The 16,085-nt window shown below is 67.1% G+C and carries 17 protein-coding genes; 9 read left to right on the plus strand and 8 right to left on the minus strand.

The window, feature by feature from the left end:
- Nucleotides 1-121 precede the first annotated feature (121 nt).
- Entirely contained in the window at nt 122-445 is a 324-nt protein-coding gene (locus ACYVN4_RS16840) for a WhiB family transcriptional regulator (protein WP_379354787.1), read from the plus strand.
- Nucleotides 446-592: 147 nt separating this feature from the next.
- On the opposite strand, the gene ACYVN4_RS16845 is transcribed toward ACYVN4_RS16840, so the two are convergent.
- Together ACYVN4_RS16845 and ACYVN4_RS16850 are read right to left on the minus strand one after the other, a co-directional pair.
- A complete protein-coding gene (locus tag ACYVN4_RS16845; protein WP_460722039.1) occupies nt 593-1,774 on the minus strand; it encodes an ArsA family ATPase in 1,182 nt (393 codons plus the stop codon).
- Between the two features lie 2 nt (nt 1,775-1,776).
- Nucleotides 1,777-2,799, minus strand: coding sequence for an ArsA-related P-loop ATPase (locus ACYVN4_RS16850; protein ID WP_460722041.1), 1,023 nt, complete (start codon nt 2,797-2,799; stop codon nt 1,777-1,779).
- Nucleotides 2,800-2,914: 115 nt separating this feature from the next.
- On the opposite strand from ACYVN4_RS16850, the gene ACYVN4_RS16855 reads away from it, so the two are divergent.
- The 3 genes from ACYVN4_RS16855 to ACYVN4_RS16865 all read left to right on the plus strand — a co-directional run bounded on the left by ACYVN4_RS16855 (nt 2,915) and on the right by ACYVN4_RS16865 (nt 4,416).
- Nucleotides 2,915-3,079, plus strand: coding sequence for a DUF4177 domain-containing protein (locus ACYVN4_RS16855; protein ID WP_379354781.1), 165 nt, complete (start codon nt 2,915-2,917; stop codon nt 3,077-3,079).
- On the plus strand, nt 3,079-3,534 hold the full coding sequence (locus ACYVN4_RS16860; protein WP_379354779.1) for a RidA family protein: 456 nt from the start codon (nt 3,079-3,081) through the stop codon (nt 3,532-3,534). The genes ACYVN4_RS16855 and ACYVN4_RS16860 overlap by 1 nt, the downstream gene beginning before the upstream one ends.
- Before the next feature lie 75 nt (nt 3,535-3,609).
- On the plus strand, nt 3,610-4,416 hold the full coding sequence (locus tag ACYVN4_RS16865) for an MBL fold metallo-hydrolase (protein WP_460722044.1): 807 nt from the start codon (nt 3,610-3,612) through the stop codon (nt 4,414-4,416).
- A 58-nt stretch (nt 4,417-4,474) separates the two neighbouring features.
- Here ACYVN4_RS16865 and ACYVN4_RS16870 read toward each other — a convergent pair whose 3' ends face one another.
- Both ACYVN4_RS16870 and ACYVN4_RS16875 read right to left on the minus strand, forming a co-directional pair.
- Nucleotides 4,475-5,149 carry a Crp/Fnr family transcriptional regulator gene (locus tag ACYVN4_RS16870; protein WP_213558957.1) on the minus strand — a complete coding sequence of 225 codons (675 nt, stop codon included), beginning with the start codon at nt 5,147-5,149 and terminating at the stop codon, nt 4,475-4,477.
- Nucleotides 5,150-5,422: 273 nt separating this feature from the next.
- A complete protein-coding gene (locus ACYVN4_RS16875; RefSeq protein WP_153802894.1) occupies nt 5,423-5,665 on the minus strand; it encodes a hypothetical protein in 243 nt (80 codons plus the stop codon).
- A gap of 244 nt (nt 5,666-5,909) precedes the next feature.
- On the opposite strand from ACYVN4_RS16875, the gene nth reads away from it, so the two are divergent.
- The 4 genes from nth to ACYVN4_RS16895 are packed head-to-tail and all read left to right on the plus strand — an operon-like array spanning nt 5,910 to nt 9,191.
- On the plus strand, nt 5,910-6,617 hold the full coding sequence (gene nth, locus ACYVN4_RS16880) for an endonuclease III (protein WP_460722720.1): 708 nt from the start codon (nt 5,910-5,912) through the stop codon (nt 6,615-6,617).
- A complete protein-coding gene (locus ACYVN4_RS16885; protein ID WP_460722046.1) occupies nt 6,614-7,276 on the plus strand; it encodes a TlpA family protein disulfide reductase in 663 nt (220 codons plus the stop codon). The genes nth and ACYVN4_RS16885 overlap by 4 nt, the downstream gene beginning before the upstream one ends.
- Nucleotides 7,273-8,001, plus strand: coding sequence for an NUDIX hydrolase (locus ACYVN4_RS16890; protein ID WP_460722048.1), 729 nt, complete (start codon nt 7,273-7,275; stop codon nt 7,999-8,001). Before ACYVN4_RS16885 ends, ACYVN4_RS16890 begins: the two co-directional genes overlap by 4 nt.
- Nucleotides 7,998-9,191, plus strand: a complete 1,194-nt coding sequence (locus tag ACYVN4_RS16895) for a MarP family serine protease (RefSeq protein ID WP_460722051.1) — start codon at nt 7,998-8,000, stop codon at nt 9,189-9,191. The genes ACYVN4_RS16890 and ACYVN4_RS16895 overlap by 4 nt, the downstream gene beginning before the upstream one ends.
- A 49-nt stretch (nt 9,192-9,240) precedes the next feature.
- Here ACYVN4_RS16895 and ACYVN4_RS16900 read toward each other — a convergent pair whose 3' ends face one another.
- The 4 genes from ACYVN4_RS16900 to acs all read right to left on the minus strand — a co-directional run bounded on the left by ACYVN4_RS16900 (nt 9,241) and on the right by acs (nt 14,172).
- Nucleotides 9,241-10,191 carry an alpha/beta fold hydrolase gene (locus tag ACYVN4_RS16900; protein WP_460722053.1) on the minus strand — a complete coding sequence of 317 codons (951 nt, stop codon included), beginning with the start codon at nt 10,189-10,191 and terminating at the stop codon, nt 9,241-9,243.
- A gap of 23 nt (nt 10,192-10,214) precedes the next feature.
- On the minus strand, nt 10,215-10,751 hold the full coding sequence (locus tag ACYVN4_RS16905) for a phage holin family protein (RefSeq protein ID WP_460722055.1): 537 nt from the start codon (nt 10,749-10,751) through the stop codon (nt 10,215-10,217).
- 41 nt (nt 10,752-10,792) lie between these two features.
- Nucleotides 10,793-12,019 (minus strand): Na+/H+ antiporter NhaA, encoded by a 1,227-nt coding sequence (gene nhaA, locus ACYVN4_RS16910; RefSeq protein WP_460722057.1) that lies wholly within the window; start codon nt 12,017-12,019, stop codon nt 10,793-10,795.
- Nucleotides 12,020-12,222: 203 nt separating this feature from the next.
- A complete protein-coding gene (acs, locus tag ACYVN4_RS16915; protein WP_460722059.1) occupies nt 12,223-14,172 on the minus strand; it encodes an acetate--CoA ligase in 1,950 nt (649 codons plus the stop codon).
- Nucleotides 14,173-14,487: 315 nt separating this feature from the next.
- On the opposite strand from acs, the gene ACYVN4_RS16920 reads away from it, so the two are divergent.
- Complete coding sequence (locus ACYVN4_RS16920; protein WP_460722061.1) at nt 14,488-16,080, plus strand: peptide ABC transporter substrate-binding protein; 1,593 nt, start codon at nt 14,488-14,490, stop codon at nt 16,078-16,080.
- Nucleotides 16,081-16,085: the final 5 nt, after the last annotated feature.

Consider the following 16,085-nt stretch of genomic DNA (forward strand, 5'->3'; position numbering starts at 1 on the left):
TAGAGCTAACACTCAAAGTGGAATGTGGTGCAGAACGCAGTGGGGTTGGGTAACTGCGCGCTGCACTCGCGATTCTGGAGCGCCGTTGACCCGGTGTTCGGACTGCAAAGGGGCACACCAAATGCACATGACTACCCCGATCGCTCGATTGGACGTGGAGCAGGCCGAAGCGAGAATCGCCTGGGTTTCCCAGGCCCGATGCAAGGAAGTGGATCCCGACCAGCTGTTCGTGCGTGGCGCAGCGCAGCGCAAAGCGGCCACCATCTGCCGGCACTGCCCGGTGCTGATGGAGTGCGGGGCGGACGCCCTGGACAACCGTGTCGAGTTCGGTGTGTGGGGCGGCATGACCGAGCGGCAGCGTCGTGCGCTGCTGAAACAGCATCCGGAGGTGACTAGCTGGGCGGACTTCTTCCGCGTCCAGCGGTCACAGAAGATTGCGATGTAGCCGAGTATCCCTTACCCAGATCCCCCCTATAGGCAGAACGGATCGAGCCCGCGGAAGCGGGCTCGATCCGTGTCCGGGGTCAGATCGGGCAAAAGTCGCACTTGGGTCGAAAGACCCCGGGCGTGTCAGGCGGACTTGGCAGTCGTGTCAGGCCGATTTTTCGTTCGCCGCGTCGACGAGTTGGTCACCCACGGCCCGCAGCGCTTCCAGGTCGGCGACCTCGAAGGGCAATGCCGTGACCGCCACGATCGGGACGCTCGGATGTGCGCCCGTGAATCGGTGCAGCAGATGCTGTTCCCGCTTGGCGGTGGCCGCACGCTGGGCGTGAATGCGCAGCACCGCGGCCGCGAGCGACTCGGGAGTCTCGGGCGCGTCGTCCGGATTCGAGCCGTTGGCGGGTGTCTCGGGGGCTAGACGGTCCGCGGCCACCTGCGCCTGCTCGGCCGACAGCGAGCTCAGCACCGGATGCGTCCGGTTGAGCACCAGACCGGCCAGCGGCATCTTGTCGGTCGAGAGCCGATCGACGAAGAAGCTGGCCTCGCGCAACGCATCCGGCTCGGCCGCGGCCACCACCACGAAGTGGGTGCCCGGCCGCGACAGCATGGCGTAGGTGCGGTCGGCACGGTCCTGGAAGCCGCCGAACATGGATTCCAGTGACTGCAAGAAGACACTGGCGTCTTTGAGCAACTGCCCGCCGACAATGGTCGAGACCCCGCGCAGGGCCAGACTCATGGCCCCCGCGACCAACTTCCCGACCCCGCGGCCCGGGGCCATGATGACCCGGATCATCTTGCCGTTGAGGAAGGTTCCCAGCCGCTTCGGCGCATCCAGGAAGTCCAGGGCATTGCGCGAGGGCGGGGTGTCGACCACGATCAGGTCCCACTCGCGCTTGGACGCCAACTGCCCGAGCTTCTCCATTGCCATGTACTCCTGGGTGCCACCGAAGGAGGACGCGACGGTCTGATAGATCGGGTTGGCGAAGATCTGCTCCGCCTTCTCGGGATTGGTGTGCTCGAGCACCATCTCGTCGAAGGTGCGCCGCATGTTCAGCATCATGGCGAACAGTTCGCCCTTGGCCTCCGGCCCGAGTTCGACCCTCTGCGGGACGTTTCCGAGATCGCTCACGCCCAGCGACTGGGCCAGCCGCCGGGCCGGGTCGATGGTCAGCACCACGACCTTGCGACCGGACTCGGCCGCGCGCAGCGCGATCGCCGCCGCCGTGGTGGTCTTGCCGACGCCGCCGGAACCGCAGCACACCACGATGCGGGCCGCAGGGTCGGCGATGATCTTCGAAACATCCAGGGGCACAGTGCCTGCCGGAACGACCATGACTAGCGAACCCCCTGCGCGCTCAAGACTTCGGCCAGCTCGTAGAGCCCGCCCAGATCCATGCCGTCGGTCAGCGACGGCAGGTACAGCCGCGAGATGTCGACCGCGGAGAGTTCCGCGGCGCTCTCGTCCTGGGCGGCCAGCCGCGCGGAATGCTCCACGGCCTCGGCGACCAGACCCTGGAAATCGGCTTCGGACAGGGCGATTCCGGCTTCGGCCAGCCCGGCCTTCAGGGCGTCGACGTCGATGTCGCCGGTCGCGGCGCGTTCCCGGACCGAACGCGGCAGGTAGCCCTCGCCGGCCCGGTTCACGATCACGGTGCCGATATTCAGATCATTGGCCGTGAGTTCGGCGATGGCGTCGGCGGTTTCCTGCACCGGCAGCGCCTCCAGCAGTGTGACCAGGTGAATCATCGTCTGCGGGGAGTGCAGCAGCTTGGAAACGCCCTCGGCCTGCGACGCGATCGGCCCGCCGCCGGCGATCTCGGCCATGGCTTGGGTGACATCCAGGAAGCTGGCGATGCGGCCGGTCGGGGGCGCGTCGATGACGATCTCGTCATAGGCGGGCTTGCCGGTCTTCTTGTCCACCCGCACCGCGCATTCCTTGATCTTGCCGGTGAGGATGACATCGCGGAGGCCCGGCGCGATGGTGGTGACGAACTCGATGGCCCCCACCCGCTTCATGGCGCGACCGGCGAAACCCAGGTTGTAGAACATGTCGAGGTATTCCAGGAAGGCGTGCTCGACATCGAGCGCCAGCGCCAGCACTTCGCCGCCGCCGTCCGCGGTGGCGATGCGAGTCTCGGTGGGCGGCAACGGCGGCAGATCGAACAGCTGCGCAATGGACTGTCTGCCCTCGACCTCGACCAGCAGCACCCGGCGCCCACCCGCCGCGAGCGCCAGTGCCAAGGCCGCGGCGACCGTCGACTTACCGGTCCCACCCTTGCCGGATACATAGTGCAAGCGGGCCTTGTCCGCACGCTCCGGCCACCCTGCTTCGACCCCCGGCTCAACCGAAACGGGCACTGCTATCGGTACTCCCACGCTCGCGAGCCTATAACTCGTTCCGGATTCTCGCCCATAGGCTCGACGAACTGTCTGATACACCACTGTCTCTTGCGGCCGGGGCTACTCTCAGCCCATGAGTGAACTGACCGCGTGGGAGTACGCGACGGTGCCCCTGCTGACCCATGCCACCAAGGCCATTCTGGACCAGTGGGGTTCCGACGGCTGGGAACTCGTCTCGGTGCTTCCCGGTCCCACCGGTGAACAGCATGTCGCCTACCTCAAGAGGAGGAAGAGCTGATGGGTTGGGCCGAGAACCTCGAGAAGCTCGGACTGGAACTGCCGCCCGCCCCGCCGCCGGTCGCGGTGTACGTGCCGGGTGTGCGCAGCGGTAACTACGTCTACACCTCCGGTCAGCTGCCGTTCGTGAACGGTCAGCTGCCGCTCACCGGCAAGGTCGGTGCCGAGCTCACCATCGAGCAGGGCGCGGAGATGGCCAAGCTGGCCGCGCTCAATGCCCTTGCGGTGGTGCACGATCTGGTCGGACTCGACAATGTGGTGCGCATCGTGAAGGTCGTCGGATTCGTGGCCTCCGCGCCCGGCTTCAATGATCAGCCGCTGGTCATCAATGGCGCGTCGGAGCTGCTCGGCGAGGTGCTCGGCGAGGCGGGCGTGCACGCGCGCTCGGCGGTCGGCACGTCGGAACTGCCCAAGAACACCCCGGTAGAAGTGGAACTCATCGCCGAAGTGCGTTGAAAACGCTTGGCGCACAATCGAAACGCGATGGGTCCAACTCTGGACTCATCGCGTTGTGTGTATTAGGACGAGAAGATGACCCTCACGCATCCCGCGTATGAGCAACTGCGGCAAGTGACTCCGTCCGCCGCCGTCGTGCTGGCCGACAATCCCAACGGAATGACGTTGCAGGGCACCAACACCTGGCTGCTGCGCGCGCCCGGCGCGACGGAGTACGTGCTGGTGGATCCGGGTCCGAAGGATCGCAAGCACACCGAGGCGCTGGTTCGCGAGACCGGCGGCGAGATCGTGCTGACGCTGATCACCCACAAGCATCACGACCACACCGGCGGCATCGACCACCTGGTGAAGGCCACCGGAACCCCGGTGCGGGCCAAGGACTCCGAATTCCTGCGCGGCTCGGGCACGGTGCTGACCGACGGTGAGGTCATCGAGGCGGCGGGCCTGCGCATCACGGTGCTGGCTACCCCGGGGCATACCGAGGATTCGCTGAGCTTCCTGATCGACGGCCCGGACGGCGAACGGGCGCTGCTGACCGGCGACACCGTGCTCGGTAGTGGTACGACCGTGCTGGAGTCCTGGGATGGCGCACTGGCCGCCTACCTGGACTCGCTGGATCGACTCGTGGCGGTCGCGCCGAGACGGCACCTGCTCCCGGCCCACGGACCCGACCACGCCGATGCCGAACCGGTCATTCGCTACTACATCGCGCACCGCGAAGAGCGGCTGAACCAGGTGCGGGCCGCCCTGGAGAAGCTCGGACCCAAGGCCGGATCGCTGCGGATCGTGGCGGAGGTCTACGCCGATGTCGACAAGCGGCTGTGGCCCGCGGCCCAGAGCTCGGTGAAAGCCCAGCTCGAGTACTTGCGCGCACGGGGTTAGAACACGGAAGGACCGGGCATCACCGCGTGGTGATGCCCGGTCCTTCCGTTGTGGCTCTTTACCGGGCCCGTCGGGCCAGGCGCTCCGAGTCCGAGATCAAGACGCTCTTGCCCTCGAGTCGCAGCCAGCCGCGGTGCGCGAAGTCGGCCAGGGCCTTGTTCACGGTCTCGCGGGAGGCGCCGACCAGCTGGGCGATCTCTTCCTGGGTCAGGTCGTGGGTCACGCGCAGCGCGCCCGCTTCCTGGGTGCCGAAGCGCTGTGCCAGCTGCAGCAGCGCCTTGGCGACACGACCCGGAACATCGGTGAAGATGAGGTCGGCCAGGTTGTTGTTGGTGCGGCGCAGGCGGCGGGCGAGGACCCGCAGCAACTGCTCGGCGATCTCCGGCCGCTGGTCGATCCACGCCTTGAGGGCGTCCCGGTCCATGGTGACCGCTCTGACCTCGGTGACGGTGGTGGCCGTCGAGGTCCGCGGGCCCGGGTCGAAGATCGACAGCTCGCCGAACATGTCCGACGGCCCCATGATCGTCAGCAGATTCTCGCGACCATCGGGCGAACGGCGTCCGATCTTCACCTTGCCAGAGGTGATGATGTACAACCGATCACCGGGCTCGCCCTCGTTGAAGATGACGTGGCCGCGCGGGAAGTCAACGGGCTGCAGCTGTTTGGTGAGAGCGGCGACCGCGGTGGGCTCGACGCCTTGGAAGATGCCTGCTCTGGCGAGGGCCTCGTCCACGAATGTGCTCCTTATGGGAAATGGCTCTGTCCTGGACCGAAGAGACTCGGCCGACAGTGCAGTCTACTTTGCAATACCGCCGGGTAGTGATAGACACCACGCGCCGAGCTCATTCTCAGACACGCGGAGCCCCAGTACGCGCCACACAATGACGGTTTCGCGACACGCTTCCCTACGAATCTACGACACGCCGTGAGACCGGTGTTACGAAGATCGTAAAAAGTGGTCCGGAGCCCTCGGCTGCCGGACCACTGGAGCATTGCGCCGACCAGCTCAGCTGGCCTGCGCCACATCCAATCCCTTGGCCGCGGGCCGGGCGCGCCGCGGACGGGCCGCCGCTGCCGGGAGCCCCAGCTTGGTCAGATCGCTGACCTCGGCGTTCGTGGCTCGATCGAGGTACTGCTGGACTTCGGGGTCGGGTTCGAGGAGTTTGCGAAGTCGATTCTCGACCCGTTCCATCACCAACGCGAACAGCATCAGCGCTATCGGAAACAGCACCACAGCGAGTCCTTGCATAGGCAGCAGTAAACACGCCGAAGGTCTCAGATGGAACACGGCGGGTACTCAGCCCGGTTGTGGCGCAGGGGTGGTTCCGTAAGGTGGACGCGTGCGTGTCTCTGAATCCAACGCGGCTGTGACCGGGGCAGACCCGGATAATTCGGGCGTCCCCGCCGGTGCTGACGGGGCTTCGGCTGATGTCTCGGATGCGCCACGGTTTTCGCGGCCGAGCAAAGCGAACAAGCGCGCCAAGGAGACTCGGATAGGGCTGGTACGCAGGGCACGGCGCATGTATCGGGATATGACCGCCGAGTTCCCAGATGCGCACTGTGAGCTTGATTTCACTACGCCCCTCGAATTGGCGGTCGCCACAATTCTTTCCGCCCAGTGCACCGACGTACGGGTCAACCTGACCACGCCGGCACTGTTCGCGAAGTACCGCAGCGCAGCCGATTACGCGGGCGCGAATCGCAGCGAGCTCGAGGAGTACATCCGGGCCACCGGCTTCTACCGCAACAAGGCCAACTCGTTGATCGGGCTGGGCCGGGAGCTGGTGGAGCGCTTCGACGGCGAACTCCCGGGCAACCTCGACGAGCTGGTCACCCTGCCCGGCATCGGGCGCAAGACCGCGAATGTCGTCCTCGGCAATGCCTTCGACGTCCCCGGCATCACCGTCGACACCCATTTCGGGCGACTGGTGCGGCGCTGGAAATGGACCGACGAGGAGGACCCGGTCAAGGTCGAGCACGCCATCGGCGAACTCGTCGAGCGCCGCGACTGGACCATGCTGTCGCACCGGGTGATCTTCCACGGCCGCCGCGTGTGCCACGCCCGCAAGCCCGCCTGCGGCGCCTGCTTCCTGGCCAACGAGTGCCCGTCGTACGGCGAGGGGCCCACCGATCCGACCGAGGCCGCCAAGCTGGTGAAGGGTCCGGAGACCGAGCATCTGCTCGAGCTGGTGGGGCTGTGAGCGCCGGATCGGCGATCGGCAAGACCTGGTGGCGCTGGGCGCTGGCCGCGGTGATCGTCGCGGTGGCGGCGGCAGTCGCGCTGTGGCCGCAGCTGACCAAGGATTCCGAGAGGAACGCCGCCACCGGTTCGACGACGGTCGCGCCGCCGCCCGAAGCGGCTGTGGGTGAAGCGGATCGGGGCGCCGCGGCGCTGGCCGCCTGTCCGCAGCCCAGTGGTGCGCCGGTGGGCGACAGCCCGCTGCGTGGCATCACCCTGAACTGTCTGGCCGACGGCAAGCCGGTGGATCTCGTTGCCGCGCTGGCCGGTAGGCCCGCCCTGCTCAACCTGTGGGCGTACTGGTGCGGTCCGTGCGCCGAGGAACTGCCGCTGCTGCAACAGTTCTCGCAGCAGGCCGGCAACGCTGTGACCGTGCTCACCGTGCACAGTGATCGCGGGGCCGACAAGGCGCTGTCGCGGCTCACCGGTCTGGGCATTCATCTGCCCGGAGTCGAGGATCCGGACACCAAGATCCGCAACGCGGTCCACGCTCCGGCCGTGCTGCCGATCTCCGTGCTGTTGCGCGCCGATGGCACCGTTGCGAAAGTCGTGGTGCGTCCCTTCAGCAGTGTCGAGGACATTTCCGCCACCGTCGCGGCCGAATTGGGAGTGAAAGCGTGAGACTCGAGGCGTCTGCCAACGGAATTCCCGGTTGGTTGCGCGGTGTGGCCGACCATGATCCGGCCGATCCGGCCGGGGTGAATCCGGTGCTGCGGCGAAACACCATGATGCGCTTCGCCGCCGCGGCGACGAAGCCGCGCCAGGCCGCGGTGCTGGTGCTGTTCGGCGGGTCGCCGGACTCCGATCCGGCGGGGCCGGGCGGACTTCCGGCCGATGCCGACGTGCTGCTCACCCAGCGCGCCGCCACCCTGCGCCAGCACAGCGGCCAGGTGGCCTTTCCGGGCGGCGGCGTCGAGCCGCAGGACGACGGCCCGATCAGCACCGCGCTGCGCGAGGCGTGGGAGGAGACCGGCCTGGACGCCGCGGGCGTGGAGCCGATCGCGGTGCTGCCCAAGATCTTCGTGCCGCCGTCGCGGTTCGATGTGACACCGGTGGTCGCCTACTGGCGCACCCCCGGCGAGGTGGGGGTGGTGAGCGAGACGGAGGCGGCCCGCGTGGTGCGGGTGCCGATCGCCGAGCTCATCGATCCGGCCAACCGCTTCCTGGTGCGGCATCCGCTGGGCTATATGGGTCCCGCGTTCGCCGTGGACGGAATGCTGGTGTGGGGGTTCACCGCCGGTGTGCTCGCGGGGCTGCTGGCGGTGTCGGGGTGGGAAACCGAATGGGACCATCACGATGTACGTGATCTGCAGGCCTCGCTGGCCGCGGTAGGGATGACATTATGAGCGCCTCTGGCTGGCTCGACCTCGGAATCATCATTCTGGCGTTGCTGGCCGCCACCTCCGGGTGGCGGCAGGGCGCGGTCGCCTCGGCGCTGGCGTTCCTAGGCGTGATTCTCGGTGCGGTGGCGGGCATTCTGATCGCCCCGCACATTCTCAAGCACCTCAGCGAGGGCCGCACCCGGGTGCTGGTGGGCGTGCTGCTCATCGTGGCGCTGGTGATCGTCGGCGAGGTCGCGGGCATGGTGCTGGGCCGGGCCGCGCGCGGCGGCATGCGGGATCCGTTCACCCGCACCGTGGACAGCGTGGTGGGCGCGGGGCTGCAGGCGGTGGCGGTGCTGGCCACCGCGTGGCTGCTGGCGCTGCCGCTGACCAACTCCTCGCAACCGGGAATCGCGGCCGCGGTCACCAACTCCCAGGTGCTGCGCAATGTCGACCATGTCGCGCCGGACTGGCTGCGCCGGGTGCCGACCGACTTCTCCAACCTGCTCAACACCTCCGGGCTGCCGGACGTCATCGGCCCGTTCGGGCACGTCCCGATCACCGCCGTGGAGCCGCCCGATGCGAGCGTGCTGCAGCTGCCGGTGGCCCAGCAGCTGCAGACCAGCGTGCTGCGCATCCGCGGCATCGCGCCCAGTTGCCAACGGCAGCTGGAGGGTTCGGGCTTCGTGGTCGCCCCGGAGCGCATCATGACCAACGCGCACGTGGTCGCGGGCACCAATACGGTGAGTGTGGACACCGCACGCGGGTCGCTGCCCGCCACGGTGGTGCTGTTCGACTCGAACAAGGACATCGCGATCCTCGCGGTGCCCGGTTTGCAAGCGACCCCGCTGACGCTGGCCCCGTCCGACGCCACCTCGGGGGAGAGCTCGATCGTGCTCGGCTATCCGGGCGGCGGGCGCTACACCGCCAGCGCGGCCCGCGTGCGCGAGACGCTGAACCTCAAGGGACCCAACATCTACCGCGACAACGACGTCAAGCGTGAGGTGTACACGATTCGCGGTCAGGTCCGCGCCGGTAACTCCGGCGGGCCGCTGGTGGACACCGACGGCCGGATCCTGGGCGTGGTGTTCGGCGCGGCCGTCACCGACGACGACACCGGATACGTGCTGACCCTCGACGAGGTGAAGCCCGAACTGGCCTCGGCGGCAAGCCAAACGACGGCGGTCGGTACCGGTAGCTGCGTACTGAGCTGAGCGAAGAGCGGCCCCGGCGAATGCGATTCGCCGGGGCCGCTCTCGTTGGTCAGGCCAGGAGTTTCGCGATTTCCGCGGTCACGGCTTCCGGATTCTCCTGGTGCGCATAGTGAGCCGCGTCCGGGATGGCCACCACCCGCCGCTCGGGGGAGAGCTGTGCGCCGCGGCGGATCGTGTTCGGCAGGATGTAGTCGTCCTGCTCGCCGTAGAGCGCCAGGGTCGGCACCCGCACCGGTTCACTCATGGCGGCCATGAAACGGCGGCCGTCGGGCCGCCATTGGCTACGGAAGGCCCAACGCTGGTATTCCAGGGCACAGTGCGCCGCCCCGGGGATCCGGATCGCGGTGCGCATGCGGCGGGCGGTGTCGGCGAATTCCTCGGTGGCCGAGAACTGTTCGCCGACCCGTGCCCGCAACAGCAGTTCGATCTCGATGCCGTCGTCGCGGGTGAGCCGGGCCTCGGGTACCCGCGGCAGCTGGTAGCGCAGGAAGTCGGGCAGCCACGTGCTGCGCTGGCGTGGATCGCGCAGCACCGCCCGCTTCAAGGCAATCGGATGCGGGGAACTGATCAGCGCGATGGAGCGCACCACCCGCGGATGCAGCACCGCGGTCGCCCAGCACACCAGCCCGCCCTCGGCGTGGCCGACCAGGGTGGCCTCGGTGTGGCCGAGCGCGCGGATCAGACCGGCGACATCACCGGCGAGCGTCCAGCCGTCGTAGCCGCGCGGCGGTTTGTCGGTGTCGCCGTAGCCGCGCAGGTCCACTGCCACCGTGCGGAAGCCGCGGGCGGCCAGCCCGGTGAGCTGATGCCGCCACGACCACCAGAAGTCGCCGAAGCCGTGCAGCAGCACCACCAGGGGCATGTCCGGGTCGGTGTAGGCCGTCCCGGCGGGGACGGCCTCGACCACGTGGAAGCGAATGCCGTTGGCGCGCACATCCCGATGGGTCCACGGTCCGTCGTAGCGGACTGCGGAGGGATCCGGCTGCGAATTAGACGACACGCCGAAGGAGCGTAATCGAAGGTCTAGGTCCGGGGCTTGCCGAGTTCGACCGTGGCATCCCCGAGTTGGGCAGTGGCGCCGACGGTCTGTTCGTCAGCGTGGCCGAAACCGCTGGGAAGCAAGGTCTTCGCCTCCTTCAGCGATTCGATGGTCTTCGCGGGGGCGCGCAGCTTGCGCACCTTCAGATAGCCCAGCAGGGCGAAGGCCGCCACCGCCGCGATCATCAGCAGGAATACCACCAGGAACGCGGCCCAGCGGTACAGCCACACATCGAGCAGCTCGGCGAGGAAGAAGAAAAAGAAGAACGAGCTGAACAGCAGGATGGTCAGCGCCAGGATGAAGTAGACGCTGCCCTGCAGGCCCTTCTTGATCTCACCGGTCACCTCGGCCTTGGCCAGTTCGACCTCGGCGCGCACCAGCGTCGACATCTGTTCGGTCGCGTCGCGCACCAGGGTGCCGAAGGTGGCCGCCTGATGGGCGTCGACATCGGACAACGGAATCGAGGTGACGGTGCGGGTGCGGTTCCCGTCGTAGCCGTTACCGCCCTGTGTGAAGCTCAATTGCTCGACCCTTCTCCATGTCCCGGTAGTACTGTCCGGTGTCACTCTTGACTTTGCAGCGCTGTCGCGTCCCGTCGTGCCTGGTGAGCACGCCCACGACGCAACAGTAGCGCCGAACCGGCCAGGGAAGCCGCCAAAGACGTGAGCAACACCGCCGCTTTTGCGAGTTCTGCCTCGCTGCCGTCGCCGACGTCTGCCAAAGCCAGTTCTGCCACCAAGAGGCTAACGGTGAAGCCGATCGCGCCCAGTACCGACAGGGCGAACATGTCCCGATAACCGAGATCACCGGGGCGTTCGGCGATGCCCAACCGCACGGCGAGCCAACTGGATCCGAAGATTCCGACGGTCTTGCCGATCAGCAGACCGGCGATGATGGCCAGCGCCAAGCGGTCGGAGAACAGCTTGGAGAGCACGTTCGAATCCAGCGGCACGCCGGAGGCGAACAACGCGAACAGGGGTACGCACACCACCGCCGAGATGGGCTGGAAGAAATGCTCCAGCTTGGCGGCGGGCACACAATGCTCGTCCTCGCCCGGGTCCGGCCGCACCCGGGTCAGCAGGCCGCACGCGACACCGGCCAGGGTGGCGTGAATTCCGGCCTCGTGCAGGGCATACCAGGAGAGCAGGCCCAGCGGCACATAGATGAGTGGGCTGCCGAGCCGGAACTTCTGCGCCAGCGCCCAGCCCGCGAAGCAGGCGATCGCGATCAGCAGCCACAGCATCTTCAGGGTGGTGGTGAACAGCACTGCGATCAGCAGGATGGCGATCAGGTCGTCGACGACCGCCAGGCTGAGCAGGAACACACGGGCGCTGGCCGGGATTCGCGATCCGGTCATGGCCAGCACGGCCAGCGCGAAGGCGATGTCGGTGGCGACCGGGATGGCCCAGCCGCGATCCATGCCCGGCGCGCCCCAGCCGACCGCCATGGCGATGAGCGCGGGCATCACCACGCCGCCGATGGCGGCCACGATGGGCAGGGTGGCGCGTTTGCGGTCGGCGAGTTCGCCCACCACCAGTTCGCGTTTGAGTTCCAGCCCGGCGACGAAGAAGAAGATGGCCAGCAGGCCGTCCTTGGTCCAGTCGGCCAGCGTGAGATCCAGGTGCAGCGCGGGAATCGCGAGCTTGGCATCGATCATCGTGGTGTAGCTCGCGCCCCACGGGGAATTGACCCAGATGAGCGCTCCGGCGGCCGCGATGAGAAGCAGTGCACCGCCGAAGGTTTCGGTTCTGAGATAGCGGGCCAGCTCCGAGCGGACCTGAGCGATCACGGTGTGCACCTTCCAGTCGTACAGTCGACAGAACAGCGGCGTGCACACCACTGACGGGCTCCTCGGCACAACCGCATGCCGACCAGACTTCCCGGCACACCTTTTGCGCAATTCTAACGGTTTGCCCGGACCTTCTTGACCACCCCGCACGCGAAGAGGCCCCGTGACCACAGGTCACGGGGCCCCGCCGACTGTTCGGGCGCTTACGCCTTACCCGCCCGGATGGCTTCGAAAACGTTGGGGTCCACCAGGGTTGAGGTGTCACCCAGTTCGCGGCCCTCGGCCACGTCGCGCAGCAGGCGGCGCATGATCTTGCCCGAGCGTGTCTTCGGCAGTTCCGGCACCACGTGGATCTCCCGCGGCCGGGCGATCGGGCTGATCTCGTGGGAGACCTCGGCCTTGAGTTCGGCGATCAGAGCGTCGCCGGTGTCCTTGGCCTCGGCGGTCAGGATCACGAACGCCACGATGCCCTGACCCGTGGTCTCGTCCGACGCGCCGACGACCGCGGCCTCCGCGACGCCGGAGTGCCCGACCAGCGCGGACTCGACCTCGGCGGTGGAGATGCGGTGACCCGACACGTTCATGACGTCGTCGACGCGGCCGAGCACCCAGAGGTCCCCGTCCTTGTCGAGCTTGGCGCCGTCACCCGCGAAGTACCAGCCCTTCTCGCCGTAGCGAGCCCAGTAGGTCTCCTTGTAGCGGGCGTTATCGCCCCAGATGCCGCGCAGCATGGACGGCCACGGCTCGTCGAGCACCAGGTAGCCATTCGCTTCGGTCTCGCCCAGCTCGACCGGATTGCCTTCCTCGTCCACGACCTTGGCCGAGATGCCCGGCAGCGGGGTCATGGCCGCGCCCGGCTTGGCCGCGGTGACGCCCGGCAGCGGCGAGATCATGATCGCGCCGGTCTCGGTCTGCCACCAGGTGTCCACGATGGGAGTCTTGTTGCCGCCCACCACATCCCGGTACCAGCGCCACGCTTCCGGGTTGATCGGCTCGCCGACCGAACCCAGCAGTCGCAGGCTCGACAGATCGTGCGACTCCGGGATCTCGCGACCCCACTTCATGAACGTGCGGACCAGCGTCGGCGCGGTGTAATAGATGCTCACACCGTACTTTTCGATGATCTGCCAGTGCCGGTGCTCGTCCGGGAAGTTCGGGGTGCCCTCGTAGACGACCTCGGTGGCCCGGTTGGCCAGCGGCCCGTACACGATGTAGCTGTGCCCGGTCACCCAGCCGATGTCGGCGGTGCACCAGTACACGTCCTTGCCCGGCTTGTGGTCGAAGACGTAGTTGTGGGTGTACGCCGCCTGGGTCAGGTAGCCACCCGAGGTGTGCAGGATGCCCTTGGGCTTCCCGGTGGTGCCGGAGGTGTAGAGGATGAACAGCGGGTGCTCGGCGTCGAACGCCTGCGCCTCGTGTTCGGGCGAGGCCAGCGAGACGGTCTCGTCCCACCAGATGTCGCGGCCCTCGACCATCGGGGTGTCCAGCCCGGTGCGGCGCACCACGAGCACGTGCTCGACGGTCGAATCACCTTCGGCGAGCGCCTCGTCCACCGCGGTCTTGAGCGGGGCGGGCTTGCCGCGCCGCCACTGGCCGTCGGTGGTGATGACGAGCTTGGCCGCGGCGTCGTCGACGCGCTGGCGCAGGGCGCTGGGGGAGAAGCCCGCGAACACCACCGAGTGGGTCAGGCCCAGCCGGGCGCTGGCGAGCATGGCCACGATGGCCTCGGGGACCATCGGCATGTAGATGGCGACGCGGTCACCGGCCACCAGGCCCAGACCGGTCAGGTAGTTGGCGGCCCGGGAGACCTCGGCCAGCAGATCGTTGTAGGTGAGGTCGCGGGAATCGCCGGGCTCGCCCTCCCAATGGATGGCGACCTGATCGCCGTGCCCGTCGAGCACGTGCCGGTCCACGCAGTTGTAGGCGACATTGAGCTTGCCGTCCGCGAACCACTTGGCGAAGGGCGCGTCGTCCCAGTCCAGTACCTGTGTGAAGGGCTGATGCCAGTGCAGGCGGCGGGCCTGTTCGGCCCAGAAGCCCTCGCGGTCGGCGGCTGCCCGGTCGTAGAGAGAGGCATCGCCGTTGGCGGTGGCCGCGAACTCGGCGCTGGGCGGGTAGGCGTCCAGGTGCTCGGCGGAGGATTCCGTGGTCATCTCTTCTCTTCTTCTCTCGCGTGCAGGCCGCACGGGGTGACGGCGGCCACGTTCGACCCTAACCGACTGTGACCTGCGTCGTGTTCGGCAGTCTCGATCGGTGGGGCCCTCGTGACGAACCTTGCAGAGTGCCTATGAACAAACCGTGAATGTTGCCGGATTGCTAACAAGCCGAACAATCCCGTTTCGATCCGCTGACAACTTCGGTCCGGATGGTTAGTGTCCGATTCACCCAAGGCGAATGGTCATAACCACTGGCACCCCGGCGGTTATCGCCATCCTCCTTACGCACTTCCTCGGATCAGGAGAGAAGCGTTGAGATTCAAGACGATTACCGCCCTCGTGGCCGCCGCGACCGTGGCCGCGGCGCTCGCGTTGACAGGTTGTTCATCCAGCGGTGGCGACAACACCGACCTCGTGACGGTCAATGGTGGTGAGCCACAACGACCTCTGGTGCCCACCGATGTCAACGAGAACATGGGTGGCCGCGTGGTGGACCGGCTCTGGGCCGGTCTGAAGTACTACGACGTCAACGGCACCGCCCGCGACGAGGTGGCCCAGTCCATCGAGACCACCGACCGGCAGCACTACAAGATCACCCTCAAGGACTGGAAGTTCACCGACGGGACGCCGGTGACCGCGAAGTCCTTCGTCGACGCCTGGAACTACGGTGCGCTGTCCACCAACGGTCAGCTGCAGAACTGGGCCTTCGACGGCATCGCCGGGTACAGCGATGTCAGCGCGGATCCGCCCAAGGCGCAGACCATGTCGGGTCTGAAGGTGCTCGACGACAAGACCTTCACCGTCGACCTCACCAACCCGTCGATCGACTTCGAGCTGAAACTCGGCTTCGCGCCGTTCTATCCGATGCCGGATGCGTTCTTCAAGAACACCAAGGACTTCGGGCAGAACCCGATCGGCAACGGGCCCTACAAGTTCTCCACCTGGCAGCACAACGTGAAGATCGAAGTGCTGCCCAACCCGGACTATCACGGCGGCCGCCCGCCCAAGAACAAGGGCCTGCGCTTCGTGATGTACCAGTCCTACGACACCGCCTACGCGGATCTGTTGCAGGGCAACCTGGATGCCCTCGACATCATCCCGGAATCGGCGCTGGCCACCTACGAGAAGGACCTCGGCGACCGGGCCATCCACAAGCCCATCGCCTACAGCCAGCACATCGGCATCCAGCCCACCGTCGCGCACTTCGCCGGTGAGGAAGGCGTACTGCGGCGCAAGGCCATCTCGATGGCCATCAACCGGGATCAGATCGCGCAGAACATCTTCCACGGCACCCGCGTGCCCTGCCAGGACTTCACCGCCTTCACACTGCCCGGCTTCCGTAAGGATCTGCCCGGCTCCGACGTGCTGAAGTTCAACCCGGACCAGGCGAAAGCGCTGTGGGCGCAGGCGAATGCGATCTCACCGTGGTCGGGGACCTACCAGATCGCCTACAACGCCGACGGCGGCCATCAGGCGTGGATCGAGGCCGTGGCCAACAGCGTCAAGAACACCCTCGGCATCGACGCGGTCGGCGCGCCGTACCCGACCTTCAAGAACATTCGCGACGAGATCACCAACAAGACCATCGGCAAGGCGTTCCGCTACGGCTGGCAGGGCGACTACCCGTCCATGTTCGAATTCCTGACCGCCCTCTACCTCACCGGATCCGGCACCAACAACACGCAATACGCCAACCCGGACTTCGACAAGCTGCTCACCCAGGCGCAGGGCGCGGCGACCCCCGAGGCCGCCTACGACATCCTCGCCCAGGCCCAGCAGTTGCTGTTCAAGGACATGGCCGACATCCCGATCTTCGACTACAACGTCGCGGCCGGGCGCTCGGACAAGGTCAAGGCCGAGGTCACCTGGTCGGGCCTGTTCGACTTCGAGAACATCGAGAAGTAGCGGGC

The sequence above is a fragment of the Nocardia heshunensis genome, from assembly GCF_054782115.1.

Excerpts from the sequence above, each read along its gene's own strand:
- ACYVN4_RS16855 (WP_379354781.1), top strand. The coding sequence starts at position 2,915 with ATGAGTGAACTGACCGCGTGGGAGTACGCGACGGTGCCCCTGCTGACC.
- ACYVN4_RS16860 (WP_379354779.1), top strand. The coding sequence starts at position 3,079 with ATGGGTTGGGCCGAGAACCTCGAGAAGCTCGGACTGGAACTGCCGCCC.
- ACYVN4_RS16865 (WP_460722044.1), top strand. The coding sequence starts at position 3,610 with ATGACCCTCACGCATCCCGCGTATGAGCAACTGCGGCAAGTGACTCCG.
- acs (WP_460722059.1), bottom strand. The coding sequence starts at position 14,172 with ATGACCACGGAATCCTCCGCCGAGCACCTGGACGCCTACCCGCCCAGC.
- ACYVN4_RS16840 (WP_379354787.1), top strand. The coding sequence starts at position 122 with ATGCACATGACTACCCCGATCGCTCGATTGGACGTGGAGCAGGCCGAA.
- ACYVN4_RS16845 (WP_460722039.1), bottom strand. The coding sequence starts at position 1,774 with ATGGTCGTTCCGGCAGGCACTGTGCCCCTGGATGTTTCGAAGATCATC.
- ACYVN4_RS16875 (WP_153802894.1), bottom strand. The coding sequence starts at position 5,665 with ATGCAAGGACTCGCTGTGGTGCTGTTTCCGATAGCGCTGATGCTGTTC.
- ACYVN4_RS16895 (WP_460722051.1), top strand. The coding sequence starts at position 7,998 with ATGAGCGCCTCTGGCTGGCTCGACCTCGGAATCATCATTCTGGCGTTG.